Source organism: Barnesiella sp. (assembly GCF_022723415.1).
In the GTDB taxonomy this organism is placed as follows: Bacteria; Bacteroidota; Bacteroidia; order Bacteroidales; family Barnesiellaceae; genus Barnesiella; species Barnesiella intestinihominis.
Map to the genome: position 1 here is coordinate 1 of NZ_JAIJHU010000004.1, position 19967 is coordinate 19967.

The 19967-nt window shown below is 40.9% G+C and carries 12 protein-coding genes; 8 read left to right on the plus strand and 4 right to left on the minus strand.

The features are described from left to right. Both thrS and QVD32_RS01455 read right to left on the minus strand, forming a co-directional pair. Positions 1-1856 (minus strand): threonine--tRNA ligase (gene thrS, locus QVD32_RS01450; RefSeq protein ID WP_287710041.1); only part of this gene is annotated, 1856 nt, incomplete at its 3' end. A 150-nt stretch (positions 1857-2006) separates the two neighbouring features. Next, entirely contained in the window at positions 2007-4088 is a 2082-nt protein-coding gene (locus tag QVD32_RS01455; RefSeq protein ID WP_118687560.1) for a tetratricopeptide repeat protein, read from the minus strand. A 183-nt stretch (positions 4089-4271) separates the two neighbouring features. On the opposite strand from QVD32_RS01455, the gene QVD32_RS01460 reads away from it, so the two are divergent. The 6 genes from QVD32_RS01460 (at position 4272) to QVD32_RS01485 (ending at position 11438) form a co-directional block, all read left to right on the plus strand. Further along, a complete protein-coding gene (locus tag QVD32_RS01460) occupies positions 4272-5546 on the plus strand; it encodes an NAD(P)/FAD-dependent oxidoreductase (protein WP_021892214.1) in 1275 nt (424 codons plus the stop codon). A gap of 103 nt (positions 5547-5649) precedes the next feature. Further along, positions 5650-6981: a TolC family protein gene (locus tag QVD32_RS01465; protein ID WP_008860715.1), complete on the plus strand. Its 1332-nt coding sequence runs from the start codon at positions 5650-5652 to the stop codon at positions 6979-6981. Between the two features lie 44 nt (positions 6982-7025). Beyond that, positions 7026-8102, plus strand: a complete 1077-nt coding sequence (locus QVD32_RS01470; RefSeq protein WP_021892211.1) for an HlyD family secretion protein — start codon at positions 7026-7028, stop codon at positions 8100-8102. A gap of 2 nt (positions 8103-8104) precedes the next feature. After that, positions 8105-9790, plus strand: a complete 1686-nt coding sequence (locus QVD32_RS01475) for an efflux MFS transporter permease (protein WP_008860717.1) — start codon at positions 8105-8107, stop codon at positions 9788-9790. Positions 9791-9869: 79 nt separating this feature from the next. Then, a complete protein-coding gene (locus tag QVD32_RS01480) occupies positions 9870-10688 on the plus strand; it encodes an META domain-containing protein (RefSeq protein ID WP_021892210.1) in 819 nt (272 codons plus the stop codon). A gap of 408 nt (positions 10689-11096) precedes the next feature. After that, on the plus strand, positions 11097-11438 hold the full coding sequence (locus tag QVD32_RS01485; RefSeq protein ID WP_021892209.1) for a hypothetical protein: 342 nt from the start codon (positions 11097-11099) through the stop codon (positions 11436-11438). A gap of 63 nt (positions 11439-11501) precedes the next feature. On the opposite strand, the gene QVD32_RS01490 is transcribed toward QVD32_RS01485, so the two are convergent. Together QVD32_RS01490 and QVD32_RS01495 are read right to left on the minus strand one after the other, a co-directional pair. Beyond that, the gene (locus tag QVD32_RS01490) at positions 11502-13532 is read right to left on the minus strand and encodes a M13 family metallopeptidase (protein ID WP_021892208.1); all 2031 of its coding nucleotides are present in this window, start codon (positions 13530-13532) and stop codon (positions 11502-11504) included. Between the two features lie 104 nt (positions 13533-13636). Further along, positions 13637-15595, minus strand: coding sequence for an ABC-F family ATP-binding cassette domain-containing protein (locus tag QVD32_RS01495; RefSeq protein WP_021892207.1), 1959 nt, complete (start codon positions 15593-15595; stop codon positions 13637-13639). Positions 15596-15825: 230 nt separating this feature from the next. On the opposite strand from QVD32_RS01495, the gene QVD32_RS01500 reads away from it, so the two are divergent. Further along, positions 15826-17007, plus strand: a complete 1182-nt coding sequence (locus QVD32_RS01500; RefSeq protein WP_118687559.1) for a hypothetical protein — start codon at positions 15826-15828, stop codon at positions 17005-17007. Between the two features lie 43 nt (positions 17008-17050). After that, positions 17051-19930: a PD-(D/E)XK nuclease family protein gene (locus tag QVD32_RS01505; RefSeq protein WP_021892205.1), complete on the plus strand. Its 2880-nt coding sequence runs from the start codon at positions 17051-17053 to the stop codon at positions 19928-19930. Positions 19931-19967: the final 37 nt, after the last annotated feature.

A 19967-nucleotide genomic window follows, 5' to 3' on the forward strand; every position in this document is an offset into this window, starting at 1 on the left:
CCCTGTTTTCTTACAGAAACTTCACCATTTTCAGCCTCTTTTTCACCAACAACGAGCAAATAAGGGATTCTTTTCAGTTCGTTATCGCGAATCTTCCGCCCTATCTTTTCATTCCTGTCATCAACAAATGCCCGAATATCCTTCTCGGCCAATTCGCTAACAACCTGTTGTGCATAGTCGTTAAATTTAGCGCTTATAGGCAGAACAGCCACTTGATCGGGAGTAAGCCACAACGGGAATTTTCCGCCCGTATGCTCGATGAGAACTGCAACAAACCTTTCCATAGAACCGAAAGGAGCCCGGTGAATCATTACCGGACGATGTTTCTGGTTATCGCTACCGGTGTATTCGAGTTCGAAACGTTCCGGCAAGTTGTAATCCACTTGTATGGTTCCCAATTGCCAACGCCGGCCGATGGCATCTTTAACCATGAAATCGAGTTTAGGACCATAGAATGCAGCTTCACCATATTCGACTCTGGCTTTTAACCCCTTCTCTTCACAAGCCTCGACAATGGCCCGCTCCGCTTTTTCCCAATTTTCATCGCTACCGATATACTTCTCGCGATTGTTAGGGTCGCGCAAAGAGATTTGGGCTTCGAAATTATCGAACTTCAAAGCTTTGAAGATAATGAATATAATATCCATTACTTTCAAAAACTCGTCTTTCAACTGATCCGGACGACAGAATATATGCGCATCATCTTGGGTGAAACTACGTACACGAGTCAAACCATGCAACTCACCACTTTGTTCATATCGATAAACTGTACCAAACTCTGCAAAACGAAGAGGAAGATCTTTATAAGACCGCGGTGTCACCTTGTAAATCTCACAGTGATGCGGACAGTTCATAGGCTTCAACAAATATTCTTCTCCTTCTTCCGGCGTATGAATGGGCTGGAAAGAATCTTTCCCATATTTAGCATAATGCCCTGATGTCACATACAACATCTTATTTCCTATATGAGGAGTAATCACCTGCAAATACCCAAAACGTTTTTGAACTTTACGCAACATAGCTTCAAGACGATCCCGCAGTTGTGTCCCTTTCGGCAACCAAAGAGGTAATCCCGGCCCCACATTGGAAGAAAAAGCAAAGAGCTCCATTTCCTTACCAATTTTACGATGGTCTCGTTTTTTCGCCTCTTCCATCAAAACAAGATACTCATCGAGTAACTTCTTCTTCGGGAACGTGATGCCATATACACGAACCAATTGTTTGCGCTTCTCATCGCCTCTCCAATATGCCCCGGCCAAAGAAGTTATCTTCACGGCCTTGATAAGCCCCGTATTGGGCAAATGCGGTCCCCGGCACAAATCGGTAAACGCACCTTGCGTATAAGTAGTTATCGTACCGTCTTCGAGTTCGCTGATAAGTTCAACTTTATATTCTTCTCCACGTTTACCGAATCGGTCGAGAGCATCGGCCTTCGATATTTCTTTCCGAACAATCGGTTCTTTACGGCTCGCCAATTCGAGCATTTTAGCCTCTATCGTAGGAAAATCGGCCGCCGTAATAGTAGCCTCCCCCGGGTCCACGTCATAATAAAATCCATTTTCGATAGCCGGGCCTATACCGAATTTAATACCGGGATACAGTTCTTGTAATGCCTCGGCCAACAAGTGTGCCGAAGAATGCCAAAATGCATGTTTTCCCTCTGGATCGTCCCACTTGAAAAGTTTAATAGCAGCATCTGCGTTTATGGAACGAGAAAGATCCCACTCCTGTCCATCGACTGTCGCCGCAAGAACTTCCTGAGCCAATCTTGGACTTATACTCTCGGCTATTTGTAAAGGTGTAATACCAGATTCAAATTCCTTTACCGAATTATCGGGAAACGTAATCTTAATCATCATTTTTCTGTCCTTATCTATTTTCAACGTTTTTCAAAAAACGCTTCTATTTTATACATTTAATAATAGAGACACATGACTGCGCCTCTTTTTCCAAGGCACAAAAATAATAATTATTTCATTACCCAAACGGATATTTATAAAAATCTTTTAATCGCTCATTCGTTTCAACAAGTTATACGCAGCCACAACTCCCAACTCTCCCGCTTTACTCAAATCTGCCGTACCTTTAACCGTATCGCCTTGTTTTAAATAGACTAACCCTCGGTTATAATAAGCGTCTCCAAAATCGGGACGTAACCGTATCGCCTCGGTATAATCGGCAATAGCACCCCTATAATCTTGCTGGGAACAACGCAGATTTCCACGATTGTAATATACATATATAAACCGCGGTGCAGACTCTATCACCTTCTCATAATCACGCAGCACCATCTCATATTCCATTTTCAAACTCTCATTTCCCACTGCCGGTAATCCAGACAAAGAGAAATCTTTGGAGTTTTTCGAGCGCACCTGTTGAAAATCTATACTCTGTACAGACTCCGCCGAAAGTTGATATTCTATTTGTTTCGCTCTTACAACAGCCCGAAGGAAATAGGCTAACGTAAAATTTTGACTCGTCATAATAGCTCTATTCAAATCGTCAAGAGCACTAGAAAAATCCTGAACAAGCATAAAATCGACAGCTCGACCGAAATAGGCCAATGGATTAGAAGGATTTATCTCTATAAGACGGGAATAATCATTTATGGAAGAGAAATGATAGTTTACCTGATCGGATAGCAGTGCCGCCTCGGCATTCGTAAGCAATAATTTCTTGCTAAACACATGGGTATCGTTCAACTCTTCGAGTTCCCTTACATAATAAATATTCTGACGAACGGCATCGGGTCTTTCATAATAAGTAAGCACATACATTGGCTGTACGGATACTTGCACATTCTGATCTTGTACCCGTCCCCGAATTTTATTCTCATATTCCGGCTTATATTCGGTATGGGCATCGGCTACCAATATTTGATTGAACTTATTAATATTTTTATCAGACTCAGACCGCTCATCGGCTGCTTGTCCCGATTTTTTACTATTATTCGAAGCTACTGTATTTTCATCGATCGGTTCATACTGGGTCTTCTTTTGTAAATCCATAGCTAGCATGAAATCCTTTTCACCGCCTTTCATATCGCCCATTTTCCGTTTCGCCTCAGAGCGAGCATAAAAACCCGCGGCAAAATCGGGGTACTGTTCCAAAACTACGTTAAAATCAGAAATAGCCTTCCCATAATTCCCGATCATATCATATAACAAAGCTCGATTATAAATTGCGAAATAATTGTTCGGTTCAGCCTTTATTACTTTTGTAAAGTCGGATATAGCCTTATTCCGTTCACCTACTTGCATACGCAATAATCCCCGATTGTAGTAGGTCATCGTATTATCGGGATCTAGTTTCAATATATAATCATAATCGGCCATAGCTCCCTGCAAATCATCTTGATGATATTTTATACGAGCCCTATTGAAATAGTAAGACACTTCTTTGGGATCGAGCCTCAAAGCCTCGTTCATATCGGCCAAAGCCGAATCATAATCGGCATCGTGCAACACTTTAATAATAGCCCGTTGAGCATATGCTCCCGATATGTATTTATCTATCGAAATAGCTTTATCTATATCATCAATCGCTTTTATCGTATCGCCCTTCTCCAAATAGAACTGGGCCCTACTCATATAACCGTTGTAATAGTTCGGATGCAAAGCTATGAGTTTATCGAAACTTTTTTCGGCTTCGTCATATTTTTTCAACTGCACTTCGGCAATAGCCTTATTATTCAAAAAAGACCTATCTTCGGGGGCATAACGCAAACCCTCGGTATAGTCGTCGATAGCGCCTTGATAATCCCCAAGATTCTGTCGGGCAATCCCCCGAACTTGATAGGCATTGACAATAAAAGGATTACGTTCGATACAAAGGGTACAATCTTCTTCTGCCCCTTTAAAATCATCGAGGCTCAACTTCGCAACTCCTCTATAAAAATAAGGCTCGGCCATATACGGCTTTACCTTTATTACTTGATTGAAATATTGCATCGACAGAATATAGTCCTCAAAATAAAGTGCATTACGTCCGATATTCATCACTCTATCGGTATTAATCTGCGCCACAGATAAAAAAGAGGAAAACGACAGCAATAGAAATATGATATTTGACTTGAATATAAGTTTCATTAAATGCCTTAACATGATTATCAGACAAATGTACGTAAATAATGACAAAACAACACAACCCTGAGAGCATTTTATAAGATTTTTCTTTCCCAACACATCGAATGAACATTTTTTACGCCAAAATGTCTTATATAAAAAAGAAGAAACTTTTTTCGTATCTTTATACCTCAAAATTGCACAGACATGAGCACAGAAAAAAAACTACAACACATCGTTATCGTCGGAGGCGGATTTGCCGGATTTTTACTGGCCAAACGAATTAATCCTGAAAAGTTCAGAGTGACCTTAGTCGATAGAAAAAATTTTCATGCCTTTCCTCCTCTGTTTTATCAAATAGCCTCGTCGGGACTTGAACCGGCCGCCATTTGTTTTCCTTTCAGGAAAGAGCTACGTAAATTACGTCACGTCCGTTTCCATATGGGAGAAGCTCTTGCAGTAGATACTCAAAAGCAAATTTTAACGACCAATACAGGAAATATAAATTATGATTATTTGGTGCTCGCCACAGGCACAACCAATAATTTTTTCAATATGCCCGAATTAAGGGAACGAGTATATACTCTGAAATCTACTGCCGAGGCTATCCGACTAAGAAATGAAATACTATTCTGTTTAGAGCGGGCCTGTACCTGCGCCGATCCCGAATCGCGCCGCACGCTTCTCTGCTTCACGGTTGTCGGCGGAGGCCCGACCGGAGTCGAAATAGCGGGTGCTTTGGGTGAAATGAAAAAGTACATTCTGTCTCGAGAATATCCCGAGATCAGTCCTTGCGATATGCGCGTCGTTATTGTCGAAGGTTCAGACCGCCTATTACAGAATATGAGTACAGAAGCCTCTACCAAATCTCGACAATACCTCGAACAACTCGAAGTCGAAGTTATTACCGGACATACCATGAAATCGTTCGACGGGACTTACGTGAGTTTTGACAACGGCGATAAAATAAAATGCCATACCCTCATCTGGACAGCAGGTATCACCGGCGAACCTTTGAAAGGAATTCCAGAAACGTCCATAGGGAAAGGAAGACGAATCGTCACAGACGAATACAACCGGGTCGTCGGGTGTGAAAACCTTTTCGCAATCGGCGATATAGCCCTGCTTACCGAAAAAAACTATCCCAAAGGTCACCCGCAAGTAGCTCAGGTAGCCATACAACAAAGCAAATTGTTAGCAAAAAATTTGAACCGGAACAGTTTCGAAACGCCTTTTCATTATAAAGATAAAGGAAACATGGCAACCATCGGCCGTAATCGTGCCGTAGCCGACTTGCCCTATCTAAAATTATACGGGCGGCCGGCTTGGTTCACATGGATGGGAGTTCATTTGGTTTCCATATTAGGCATGAAAAATAAAATTATCACTTTTCTAAACTGGTGTTGGTACTATTTTACCTATAACGCCACCTTACGATTGTTGATACGCCCGACCCGATATCCGAAACGGAATGAAGAATAACCATATTTAATCCGTGTTTTAGAACAATTTTGGTTTGTTTTTCCTCTAAAAAAGTGACTTTTTTCAATCTACCTTTGTCCCCCGAACAAATAGGTATTAATTTATGAAAAAAGTCACTAGCGTATTTTTGTGCTGTTTTTTATTTATTGCACTCAATTATGCCCAATCTGGACAAGTGATGACATTGAAAGAATGCATCGAAATGGGCATAGCGAATAATCTCTCTCTGCAAAATAAAAATCTAAATGTCCAAAAAAGCAAATACGGGATCTCTGAAAACAGGTTCAAACTGTTACCGGTCATCAATGCTTTCGCCAATTTTACCAATAGTCCCGAACCGGCCGTTTCGGTAACCGACGGAAGCAAATATGGAACTCCCTATAACGTCACCAAGACACTACGATACAATGCCAATGGCGGTTTACAACTGCAATTACCATTATATAATCAGACTCTATATACAAGTATCGCCATCTCGGAATTAGTAAATCGAATAGACCTATTGTCTTACGAAAAAGCCAAAGAGGATCTTATCGTCGAAATAGGAAAACTCTATTTCTTGGGACAAACGACCATCTGTCAATTACAAATTATCGAAGGAAATATCGCCCGTCTAGATTCCCTTCGCAACATCACACAAGCATTCTTCGATAATGGAATGGCTATGGACGTAGATGTAAAACGTGTTGAAATAAATCTCGAAAATATGAGGGTTCAATATCACAACGCCCAAGCTATGCTTAACCAGCAACTCAACCTTCTGAAATATACGCTTGACCTTCCCTCGGAATACGAGATAACTCTTACCCCGCTCAATCCCGACATAACCGGGAATGTGCGTTTCAATGGTTTATCAGATTCGCTATACGAACTCCAATTACTGGATACTCAAACCCAATTATTAAAGAAACAAGGACGAATAATCAATCAAGGTTACATACCTTCGCTCAATTTCACCAGCCAACTGGCTTATTCGGCTTATACAGATAAATTCAAACATTTCTTCCACTCTCATATATCCAACAAATGGTACGAATCATTCAACTTCGGCCTGTCCTTGAAAATACCCATCTTCGATGGTCTGAGCAAACACACCAAAAAACAACAAGCCAACGTCGAATACCGAAAAGCTGTACTCCAACAGGAAAATACCCGCAAACAACTAGAAACACAGTACACTAACTCGGTATCGGATTTGATGAACAATCAACGCAATTACGAAAAACAACAAAGCAACTACAAGTTGGCCGAAGAAGTTTACTTGGTTACAACCGATAAATACAAAGAAGGAATAGCTTCCATGACCGAACTCTTACAAGATGAGCTCCGATTAACCGAAGCCCAAAACGGCTATTTGAGCGCGCACTACAATTATAAAATAGCAGAATTGAATTTGCTGAAATTAACCCAACAACTCGATATTCTCACCCAATAATCCTGTAAAATTAATAATCAGTATATATAAATACTTTTACAATTATGAAAAAAGAAAATAGCTCTCATTATAAACGGAGTAAAAAATTAAAAGCATTGCGTTTCGGACAATATACATTAAATGCAATCGGTATCATCGTTCTATGCTACGGAGTTTATGAAGCGGCTTGCCTTTTTCTCAATTACAAACGCTGCGAAACCAGCAACGATGCCCAAATAGAACAATATATATCGCCAATCAACATACGCGTACCGGGATATGTAAAGAAAGTTTACTTCACCGAACACCAATTCGTACACAAAGGCGACACATTACTTGTTCTGGACGATAGAGAATACCGTATACGAGTATCGGAAGCCGAGGCGGCTTTGAAAGATGCCGAAAACGGAATTGCAATCTTGTCTTCCAGTTTGACGACGACACAGGCGACTGCTTCGGTTTACGATGCCTCTATCGAGGAAATAAATACACGCATAAGCAAATTGCAAAAAGACTTGACTCGTTACCGCAACTTATTGCAACGTAATGCGGCTACCCCCATACAAGTGGAACAACTCGAAACCGAGTTAACAGCAACACTCGCCAAGTTAGAAGCTCTGAAAAAACAGAAAGCCGCAGCCACTTCGGGAGTAAACGAAGTTACAAACCGCAAAGCATCGGTCGAAGCCGGAATATTAAGAGCCCAAGCAGCTTTGGAAATGGCTCGATTAAATTTGTCCTATACAGCAGTTACCGCCCCTTGTGACGGAACACTGGGAAGACGGGCCTTAGAGGACGGACAATTTGTACAAGGCGGTCAAAGTCTCACTTATATCATACCCGATACTCAAAAATGGGTGATTGCCAATTATAAAGAAACCCAAATAGCCAATTTATACGAAGGCCAAAAAGTAAGCATCAAAGTCGATGCCTTTCCCGATAAAGAGTTTTCGGGACACATATCGGCCATATCGGGAGCCACGGGTTCTAAATACTCCTTAGTACCTACCGATAATTCAGCCGGGAATTTCGTAAAAATACAACAACGTATTCCTGTAAGAATCGAGTTTGACGAATTATCGGAAGAAGACAACCGACTCTTAGCAGCCGGAATGATGGTTATTATAAAAGCTAAATTGTAAAAATGGCTCACACAAAAAATTATCCTTTTTACGACTGGGTTCCAAAACCACTGGGAATCATCATACTCATCATGCTATTCTGCCCTATTATGTTCATTAACGGGGCATATACCATAAATAGTGGAGAGATGTCGTCCGGTCTTGGAATTATCTCGGAGCACATTCAATATGCAAGCTATGCCGGAGCAATCGGCATGGTAGTATTCGCACCATTTATGCAACGAGTCTTGGCTGTGAGGAGACCCAAAATGATGTTAATGACAGGCTTCATTCTGTTATTTTGGCTCAGCTATATTTGTGCAATTACAGACAGTTGGTTACTACTCATGTTATGCAGTCTCATTACGGGTTTTATCCGCATGGCTCTCACTTTGATAAATCTATTTGCTCTCATACTGTATGCATTCAAGATAGAGGCCAGCGACATCATCACCCCGGGAGCCGAAGCCACCGATCCCGTAGTTGCCGACAAGAACGATCAAGCCAAAGGCCTCACACAACCTATCATTTATCTCTTTTTCATGCTCTTCGCGCAAGCCGGTAATTCGTTGACCGCATGGCTTGCCTATGAATATGAATGGCAATATGTCTATTACTATATGATGGGAATGTTGATGCTCTCAATCGTCGTTGTTCTTTCCACCATGAAATATCAGAGGCATCTGAAAAAGCTCAACTTCAATCTCCGTCAATTCGGCGATGTAATTGCCGCATCATTGATGATGATGGCTGGGTCATTCATACTGATTTATGGTAAAACACTCGACTGGTTTGACAACTACTACATACGGCTGGCCGCCATATTATTCCTACTGTCCACGGCCGCTCTCATTTTTATTGAGGGAAACTTGAAACACCCCTATCTGAAACTAGGAGTATTCAAACAGAAGAATGTTATTTTCGCTTCAATAACATTCATCATGCTTATGATGATTAATTGCAGCGCCATGTTCGTGAGCGTATTCACCAGCATATCTATGAAAATAGACAATTTTCAAAATGCCATGTTGGGAAACTATTCATTGGTAGGATATGTAATAGGAGCCATATTGTGCATGATTCTATCGGCTTTCAAGATACCCTTCAAATATATCTTCGCATTCGGGTTCAGTTTCATCACAGCCTACGCCATATATATGTATTTCCAATACCAAAGCATGGGTCTTTATGAACACATGATATGGGCCACGATACTGCGCTCGACCGGTATGATGATACTCTATACCATGTGTGCCGTATTGGGTAGTATACGCCTGCCTCTCAAATATATGTCGTCTTGGATTTTTGTAATGCTCTTTGCCCGGTCAATTATCGGGCCGACCGTAGGAACAGCGATTTATTCCAACTTATTGAACGAACGTCAGCAACATTATATGGCCACACTATCGACAGGAGTAGACTTGATGAATCCAGAAATCGCAGGCAGCTTCAATCAAACGGTGAAAGGCAGTCAATTCATGCAAGGACATAGTGCCGAAACCGCGACTACTCTTGCGACCATGCAAGTATCAGGACGCATTCAAGTACAAGCCATGTTGTCGGCTCTCAAAGAAATCACGGGCTGGACAATCTTTGCAAGCATATTATTCATTATTATAGTTCTCTGTGTCCGGTACAAGCAACCAGAATATCCGGGAATACTGAATCTCAAAGAAAAAGGAGCTTATGTAGGGAAAGAATTAGCCTAATATATAACAAATAAAAAAATGTCCTACTTTTCGAGAATTTATTTGTTATCTTTGCATATAACCAAAACAAATATATATAATGAAAAATTTTCTTTTTACCGGATTCATTATTTTACTTCTATCCGCAGTATCGTGTAAAACGACTGAAAAAGGAAGTATGACACAAACTCAAACTTCCACATCACAAACCAATGAGAAGAAAAACATTTCTATAAATCGAGAAGAACTCAACGGGACATGGATTATAAAAACAGCCAAAGGTAAAACCGTTATAGGCGATTCACCAGTAGAAATCACTTTCGATCTCACAAACGGACGTATTTACGGCAACGACGGTTGCAACGTAATAAACGGCACTGCATTTTTCGAAAATGAGAATGGGTTACGTTTCGAATCGCTCATCTCGACGATGAAGGCTTGCCGGCCAGAAGTTACAGATCGTACTGTCCTCAATGCTTTGAACGAAACCCGCTCTTATAAACGAGCTGATACCAAAGAGCTATCTATCAAATTCTGTGACGAAAAAGGGAAATCTGTGATGACCCTTGAAAAACGAATGGTAGATCTATTAAATGGTTCTTGGAAAGTCACAACTATCGACGGGAAAAAAATCACCGAAGAAAATCCGACTATGGTTATCGATATCCCAGAGGCAAAATTATCTGGATTTGCGGGCTGTAACCGTATGTTCGGAGGGATTTCTTTAGATGGAACCGCTTTCGGAATAGCTTTTACACAAGTAGCAACTACCCGCATGGCTTGTCCAGACATGAAAACGGAGCAATTATTCTTATCGGCACTCGGCAAAGTTACCGGATTTTACATGATAGACAACTTTCATGCAGCATTATATCAACAACCCCAAACTCCGATAATCATCATCGAAAAAGTTCAATAAGAAAATACAAAGCAACGATTACATGTCCACTGAAAAAAGAGCAGGATAAAAAATTATTCTTATAAAAATAAAAAACGCAGGCGTTATCAACCTGCGTTTTTTATTTAGAAACCCATTTAAATAGTCTATAAACCATTAAAAAATTCGGGTTATAATAGAATAGCCATTTTTTCAAAAAAATGAAATCAAGCACCTCCTTTTATTCAAATCTATTGCTTAATTTTGAGTCGTCTTACTTGCTTACATTAGGGAAAATATGTGTGTGTTACAAAATAGGAAGAAGGATTTTAAACCTTCCGCCTAATCATGTGTAACCCACACCATTCTGTGAAAGCAAGTAAGACATCTTTTGAAGAATGTGAATTAGGCGGAGGTTTTAATATATACAACTAAAAAACAAAAAAGTTTATGCTGCCGCCGACAGTCAAGCAATTTTTCTTCAAATTACTCATCTCCATTTTTGTTCACGATTACAAAAATGTATTAAGGCAATATCGACAAGCCTACACGACTCAACGTCAAATGGAACAATATTTAAGAGTCATCACACCCGAAGACTTATACGATAAAGAACTCGTACGAATTTCAGAGCGAATGAGCGATCTACAAAAACTTATTTATCAACTGCGAAAAAAGGGACTAAGCGACGAGGCAATATCTCGCAAACTAAATCTACCGTTACACAAAATACAAAAACATCTCGATCTCGTAGAATTAGATATTCTCCAAATTTCCCGATATTTCAATTAAGATATAAACAAAAAAGGAGATAATCCTTTTAGGATTATCTCCTTTTTTGTTTGCTACAATCCATTACCAAATAATCACCCGATCTTCGGGAGCCATGTACATGGCATCTCCTTCTTTAATATCAAAAGCCTTAAAGAAAGTTTCCATATTACGCAACGCAGCATTGACACGCCAACGGCCCAACGAGTGAGGGTCAATCTTCGTCAACCGGAGAATTTCGGCATCTCTAATATTGCCGGCCCACAATGCAGCATACGCCAGATAGAAACGTTGATCGGCAGTAAATCCATCGATCGGAGCCGGCTCCACACCATCGAAAGTATTGTGCAATGCAGTATAAGCAATGCGTAAACCTCCATGGTCAGCAATATTCTCACCTAATGTAAAATGACCATTGGCATGCACTGTATCGAGCACAACAATGTTATCATATTGCGAAGCCAAAATTTCAGCTCGTTTAGTAAATTGCTCGGCATCGGCAGAAGTCCACCAATCATTAAGATTACCATCTTTATCGAACTGTCGCCCTTGATCATCGAATCCGTGAGTCATTTCATGTCCTATAACGACACCGATAGCCCCGTAATTAACGGCATCATCGGCATCAAAATTAAAGAATGGAGGCTGCAAAATTCCGGCAGGGAAACAAATTTCGTTAGAGCTCGGATTATAATAAGCATTAACGGTTTGAGGACTCATATACCACTTGGTCTTATCCACAGGTTTCCCTTCATCTTTCAGAGAATATAAAGTTTCAAATTCGGCTGCACGACGAATATTAGCATAATAGCTATCTTTCGGATTCACCGTCAAACCAGTATAATCGCGCCATTTATCGGGATAACCGATCTTTACATAAAAGTTGTTTAGTTTCTCATGAGCCTTCGCTTTGGTTTCGTCGCTCATCCATTCAAGGCTGTCTATATGTTGTCCCAGTGCGGTCTGCAAATTCGCAACAAGTTGTACCATACGCTCTTTTGCCTCAGGAGGGAAATATTTAGCAACATACATTTCGCCCACTGCCTCCGACAAGAGACTGTTAGGGACATCGAGAGCACGTTTCCAACGAGGTTCAATTTGTTCTTTCCCCGATAAAGTCTTCGAATAGAAATCGAAATGAGCATTTACAAAGTCATCGCTCAAATAGGGAGCTGCGCCATCGATACAGTTGAACGCCAAATAATCGCGAATCTCTTGCTCGCTCAATGTTTTCAGCAAATTATTTACAGCTTTCAATGTACGCGGCTGACCGATGTTTATCTTTTTCAAGCTGTCTAAACCCACCGTATTAAAATAGATATCCCAATCCAGACCGCCGAATTGCTTTTTCAATTCATCGATTGTCATAACATTATAACCCGCCTGAGGATCACGCAACTCTTCGCGAGTAAAAGCGGCCTTAGCGATTTCGGTCTCCACCTTCAATACGGTAGCAGCTGCTTGCGCTGCGGACTCGGCACTGTATCCCGACAATGTAAATATTTTCTGAATATAGTTGCGATAACTATCCCGTATCTTGCTATTGGCTTCATCGTCGGCTATATAGTAATCACGGTCACCCATATTCATACCCGCCTGATACCAACCTGCGATATTCATCGTACTGTTCTTAGCATCGGCATCCACATATATGGCAAAAAATGGGGCTGATGTGGTACGATGCATCTCTCCTATCATGGCACTTATCGCCTCTTTACCGGAAAGTGATTGTATACGACTCAATTCTTCCGCAATAGGAGAAGCTCCCTCCTCATTCAATCGCACACTATCCAATCCCATATTGTACAAATCGCCAATTTTTTGAGCGATACTACCCGGTTCAGCCTTTTGTTTACCTAATTCTTCGAATAACAATCGAATTTGTTCTCGGTTATTTTCACGTAATTGGTCGAAAGATCCGAAACGAGCATACTCAGGCTTCAACGGATTTTTCTTCATCCAGCCGCCACACGCATAATCATAAAAATCATCACCACAAGCTACCGTCGTATCGAGATTGGAAAGATCGATACCCGGAGTCTTTACGGTCGATTTGCTTGTACAACCAGTAGCAAGCAAAGCAGCAGCAAACGATAAAATCATTACTCTTTTCATTTTACTTTCATTTTTATATGTTTCATTCACTTTGTAGAATATAGAATGCGTTTCCTCAAAGATTCTAATCGAACTTAGCTTTTTGCATTCGACTTTTGCTATATTTATTTCTGTAATTTATCCAATACTTCGGAGGCCTCGGACCATTTCCACATCACATCATCGAGTTGCTTCTTCAACTGTCCATGTAGTTCGTATAACGAAGTATCCGCCGCACCATCGGGCGTTGCCAACTTTTCCTCCACCTCGGCTATTCGTTTCTCCAAACCAGCAATCTCCGATTCAATATCCGCAACCACCTTTTCGGCCTTTCTCAAACGACGGGCAAACTCTTTTTGCTCTCCATACGACAACTTAGAATCCTCCGATTTGGCCGAGGAAGCAGAATCTTTCGAAATATTTCCGTCCTTCTCTGTTTTCGAAACTGTGGCTCGTTGTTCAAGCTCTCGCAAAGAATCCAGCTTACGACTTTCCAGGAAATCATAAATTCCGCCCAAATGCTCTCGCACCTGTCCTCCACCGAACTCATATACTTTCGAAACCAAACCATCGAGAAATTCCCGGTCGTGGGAAACAAGAATTACCGTCCCGTTAAAATCACGAATCGCTTGTTTCAACACATCTTTGGTACGCATATCCAGATGATTAGTCGGCTCATCGAGAATAAGCAAATTGACAGGTTCGAGCAATAGACGTATCATTGCCAATCGGGTCTTCTCCCCTCCCGACAAAACTTTTACTTTCTTGTCCGAAGCCTCGCCCCCAAACATGAAAGCACCGAGTATATCTCGTATTTTTGTACGAATATCCCCTACCGCGACCCGATCGATCGTATCGAAAACCGTAATAGATTCGTCGAGCAAGCTCGCTTGATTTTGAGCAAAATACCCGATCTTTACATTATGCCCTATCTTCAAAGTTCCTGTATAGGGAATTTCGCCCATGATACATTTTACCAAAGTCGATTTTCCTTCACCGTTTTTCCCGACAAAAGCGACTTTTTCGCCTCGTTTAATCGTAAACGTGGCATTCGAAAAAACCACATGACTGCCATAATTCTTTCCTACTCCTTCGGCGATAATGGGATAATCGCCCGAACGAGGCGCCGGTGGGAATTTCAGATTCAACCGGGAGGTATCTACTTCGTCCACTTCTACTCGTTCGAGTTTGGCTAGTTGCTTGATACGCGACTGTACCTGTACCGACTTCGTTGCCTTATAACGAAAACGCTCGATGAAAGCCTCGGTATCCTGTATCTGTTTCTGCTGGTTCTCATAAGCTCTCATCTGCTGTTCGAGACGCTCTTGCCGGAGAACAACATAACGGGAATAATTGACTTGATAGTCATAAATGCGCCCCAAAGAGATTTCAATCGTCCGTGTTGTCACATTATCGATAAACGCCCGGTCGTGAGAAACCAATACGACCGCATTGGCGCGAGTCGATAAAAAACTTTCGAGCCATTGTATAGACTCTATATCCAAATGGTTGGTGGGCTCATCGAGCAAAAGCACATCGGGACGCTGTAACAACAATTTCGCCAATTCGATACGCATACGCCACCCTCCGCTGAACTCCGACGTATCCCGCCCGAAGTCCTCTCGTGTAAATCCCAGCCCTATTAAAGTTTTCTCTATCTCTGCCTGATAATTGGATGCCCCGATAAGAGCCAATTGCTCATTAGCATTGGAAACCCGCTCTATCAACTCCTGATAATATTCCGACTCATAATCGGTACGCTCGGACAATTCGGTATTCATGCGCTCTATACGCGACTGTAATTCGAATATATGAGAAAAAGCCTGTTCCGCCTCTTCCATTACCGTACGAGTATCGGATAGATTCATCTGCTGCGGAAGATACCCCACTGTAAGGTCTTTCGGCATATTCACACTGCCCGATGTCGGAGCCTGCAACCCGGCTATGATTTTCAACATAGTCGATTTCCCCGCACCATTTTTCCCCACCAATGCAATGCGATCCTTTTTATTAATTACATAAGTAATATTGTCAAATAGTGTATTTCCTCCAAAAGCGACCGAAAGTCCTTCTATCGATATCATATATCTTCTACCTTATCGAAATGCAAAGATAGATAATAAAATGAAAAGATAATACAGAATAAGCTACAACAAACACTTAATTATAGTTATTGGGAAAGATTATTTTACCCCAATCATAAATCTCTAATTTTTAAAAGTGTCTTTTCATACTCACAACAAAATTATTAAATTTGCCATTAAACTTAAAAAACAAATATATCACAAGATACAAAACGCCCTATATTCCAATCATGAACACGATAGCCACCCTTTACAACGAAACACCAGACATATTCAAAGACAAGTCTTTACCTCAAATTTTATCTTTTGCAGGAGACGGAAAGTTAAAAGACGGGAATACCACTTCTTCCGAATTTAGGAATCTACTGGATATAGTACAACCGAATATTTTATTCGAATTCGCAAACTATTGTCTTTCAAACCCTTTTGAAAATAGTGGTCTTGCCTTACAAGACATTGTCAATCAAATAGGTAAAAGGCTTAATTTCAATGTCGAATACGGATTATACAAAGGGAAAAAGAACAGTATTGGTTTTGATGGAATATGGACTACAAAAGACGGATATAATATCATTATCGAAGTCAAAACAACCGATTACATCAGAATCAATTTAAGCGAATCGGTTGCAAAATATAGAAGCGCACTTATCGACGCGGGGAAAATAGATAAAGAAAATTCTTCTATTTTAATCGTCGTAGGTCGCGAAGATACCGGAGATTTAGAATCTCAGGTACGAGGTTCCCGCTATGCTTGGAATATACGGATTATCAGTACCGATGCCTTGATACAGCTACTAAAATTGAAGGAAACATTTAATGATGCCAAAACAATTCTCCAAATCACAGAACTACTAAAACCAAGAGAATATACACGAGTCGATAAACTCATCGATTTGATATTCGAAACGTCAAAAGACTTACAGTTAGACGATATCGATACAGTAGAAACACCATCGCTATCACCTACCAAAAAAGAAAAAGCTATTCCGGTCAACTTTTATTTAGATTGTATTCATAAAATACAGAACCACCTTAAACAACAGCTTATAAAACAAACAAAAATAACATATACGACCAAAGACAATAGTCTCTGCGTAATGTGTACCATATCCCGAAATCATAATACAACCGATAAACAAGGCCGATTTTGGTTTGCATTTCACCCTCATCAACAAAAAATGTTGGAAGAATATCCTACGGCTTACGTCGCATTTGGATGCGGAGATTCTCAAAAGACACTCCTCATACCCTATGCCCTATTTGGTCCTTTGGTCAAAAATATGTGGACGACTGAAAAGGAGAATAGAATGTATTGGCACGTTATTATTAACTACAAAAACGATAAATTCCTTTTATCGCAACCCAAAACTACCGATCATAATCCTGTCGATATAACTGAATACTTAATATAATAAAAATTCCTCAAACCGATCATGTAGATAAACCGGGAAAATCATGACACCCTTTCTATATCGCATAGCCCAAGCCTTTTACAAAAAGTACGGTAACGAAATCTCTCGACTTGCATTTGTTTTTCCCAACCGGCGAAGCGGCATTTTTTTTCAAAAATATTTGGCCGAAGTTTCCGGGAAACCGATCTTCTCGCCCAAAGTAACCACGATAAACGACCTAATGGCCGAGCTATCGCCCTATGCCTTAATAGACCGAATCAGCCTACTTGTAACGTTGTATAAAAAATACATCGAACTGAGAAAGAGCGATGAGACATTCGACAATTTCGTTTTTTGGGGAGACATGCTGTTAGGTGATTTCGACGATGTGGATAAATACATGGTCGATGCTCGGCAATTATTTACCAATATACACGATCTGAAAGAGATAGACGAATTTTATCTGACCGAAGAGCAAATAGAAATCGTCAAACGTTTCTGGGGGCATCTGTTTTTTCCTACCACCGAAAGCGATAATAAACAGCAATTCATTCAACTGTGGCAAATTCTTTTCGATCTTTATACCGGATTACGAGATGAGCTATCCTCTCGAAACAAAGCCTATGAAGGCATGGTATTCCGAGACGTCGCCGAACGGAGTAAACGGAAAGAAGCTCTCGACCTACCTTATACACAAGTGGTATTCATCGGATTCAACGCTATCACCGAAGCCGAAAAAATATTCATGGAATATTTACGCGACATCGGCATAGGAGATTTCTATTGGGATTATTACGCTCCCACCTTGCAGGATTCATACAACAAAGCGGCATTCTTTCTTAACGATAATAAACGCAGATTCCCCTCAAAAATCGAGATCGACGAGCATATCGAACAAACGCCTCAGATCGAATTAATATCGATACCGTCGGCTGTCGGGCAGGCGAAACAAGCGACAGATATACTTCAAAGCCTTATCGACAATAATCATTTATCTCCCGAAAAGGCCATCAATACAGCCATCGTTCTCCCCGACGAAGAGTTGTTGCTTCCTATGCTATACTCCATTCCACCGGAAATCTCTACGGTAAACATCACTATGGGATATACGTTGCAACACACCACTGTCGCAGCACTCATGGAATCGATATACCAAATGCAGCGCCGCGTCCGGGTCTCAAAAGGAGAGCCGAGATTCTATCATCTCGATGTAAAACAATTATTGGGACACCGGTTCATAGCGTCTCGAATAGGCGAAAAAGCCTATCAAATAACGAATTTCATCAACGAAAACAATCGCACATTCGTCTCTCCGAAAGAATTAGGGAATCATCGACTGATAAAACTTCTGTTTCTTATACCCCGTACAACAGATGAAGCGGCAGCCTATCTGATAGAATTGCTCGAATATTTGCAACAAGGAGAAAATAGGAGCGATTCATCAGAAGCCGGCGACGAAGAAACACCTGTGGGATTCTCGGCGATAGAACTGGAATTTATGTATCACTACTACATTACCGTCAAACGGTTACGTGATGTTATCGCCGAGCAAGACATAGAGATGACCGTAGAAACATTCTTTCGGCTATTGGGGAAAATGGCCGCATCGATTTCCATACCGTTTCAAGGGGAGCCTTTATCGGGATTACAAATCATGGGCGTACTCGAAACTCGTGCGCTCGATTTCGATAATCTTATTATCCTTTCCATGAATGAAGGGGTATTCCCCGTTAAGAAAATAGCCGCCACATTCATTCCCTACAATTTAAGAAAAGGATTCGGCATGGCTACGACAGAGCATCAAGACAGTATTTACGCCTACTACTTTTACCGCATGATAAGCCGGGCTAAACGGGTATTCTTATTATACGACAGTCGCACCGACGGACTCAAAAGCGGAGAAGTGAGCCGATATATATACCAACTGAAATACCATTACCGCATACCCATACAGGAAATACAGATCAATTGCGACATAGCGACCTTCTCTCCGATAACAATCTCCATCGATAAACGGAAATATGGCATAGAAAAAAAATTAGCCGATTTCATGCAAGGAGGAAATAGCGCATTATCGGCCAGTGCAATAAATCGTTATTTGAACTGTCCTTTACAATTTTATCTGCAATACATCGAAAAAATAGAACAAACCGACGAAGTCGCAGAAAGCGTCGACAGCAGTACTTTCGGTAGCATTTATCACGGTATGATGCAAAAAATTTATAACCGTATCAAAGGCGAAAAAGAAAAAATAACTGTCACCGCCGACCACATCGACGCCATACGCAAAGACAAAGGCTTGCTCAACCGGTATCTCGAAGAATGTTTTGCCAAAGAGTATTACAAAGCCCCACATAGCCCCGAACCGCTAACCGGGTATGATTACCTGACCGGGGAAATCATTCTTAAACTGATTGACAAAACTCTGGAAAAAGACCGTGCCCTTACGCCTTTTTCCTATGTAGCCTCCGAACTTCCCATACATAAAAACATATCGATCGGGAACAACCGATCCATACAGTTGAAAGGCTTTATCGACCGGGTAGACGAACATAACGGACTTATTCGTATCGTCGATTATAAAACCGGACGCGAAAGACTCGATTTCAAATCGGTAACAGAACTTTTCTACCCTTCTGAAAAAGATCGTAAAAAAGCAATCATGCAGGTGTTATTTTACTGCAAGTTGTACAAACTATACAAAACCCCTATACAACCCTTACAGCCGTCTATTTATATTGTCCGTAACTTATTCGATAAATTCGAATCCTTCTTGAAATACGACAAAGAGCCTCTCACCGACTTTAACCTTGTAGAAAAAGAATTCGACCTATACCTTACTCGTTGTTTAGAAGATATATTCGACCTCGACAAACCATTTTCACAAACCACTGTTGAATCGCATTGTAAATATTGCGATTTCAAACAGTTATGCAAACGATAACTCGAACAAATGAAAAGCGAATAAATTTTTCTACATA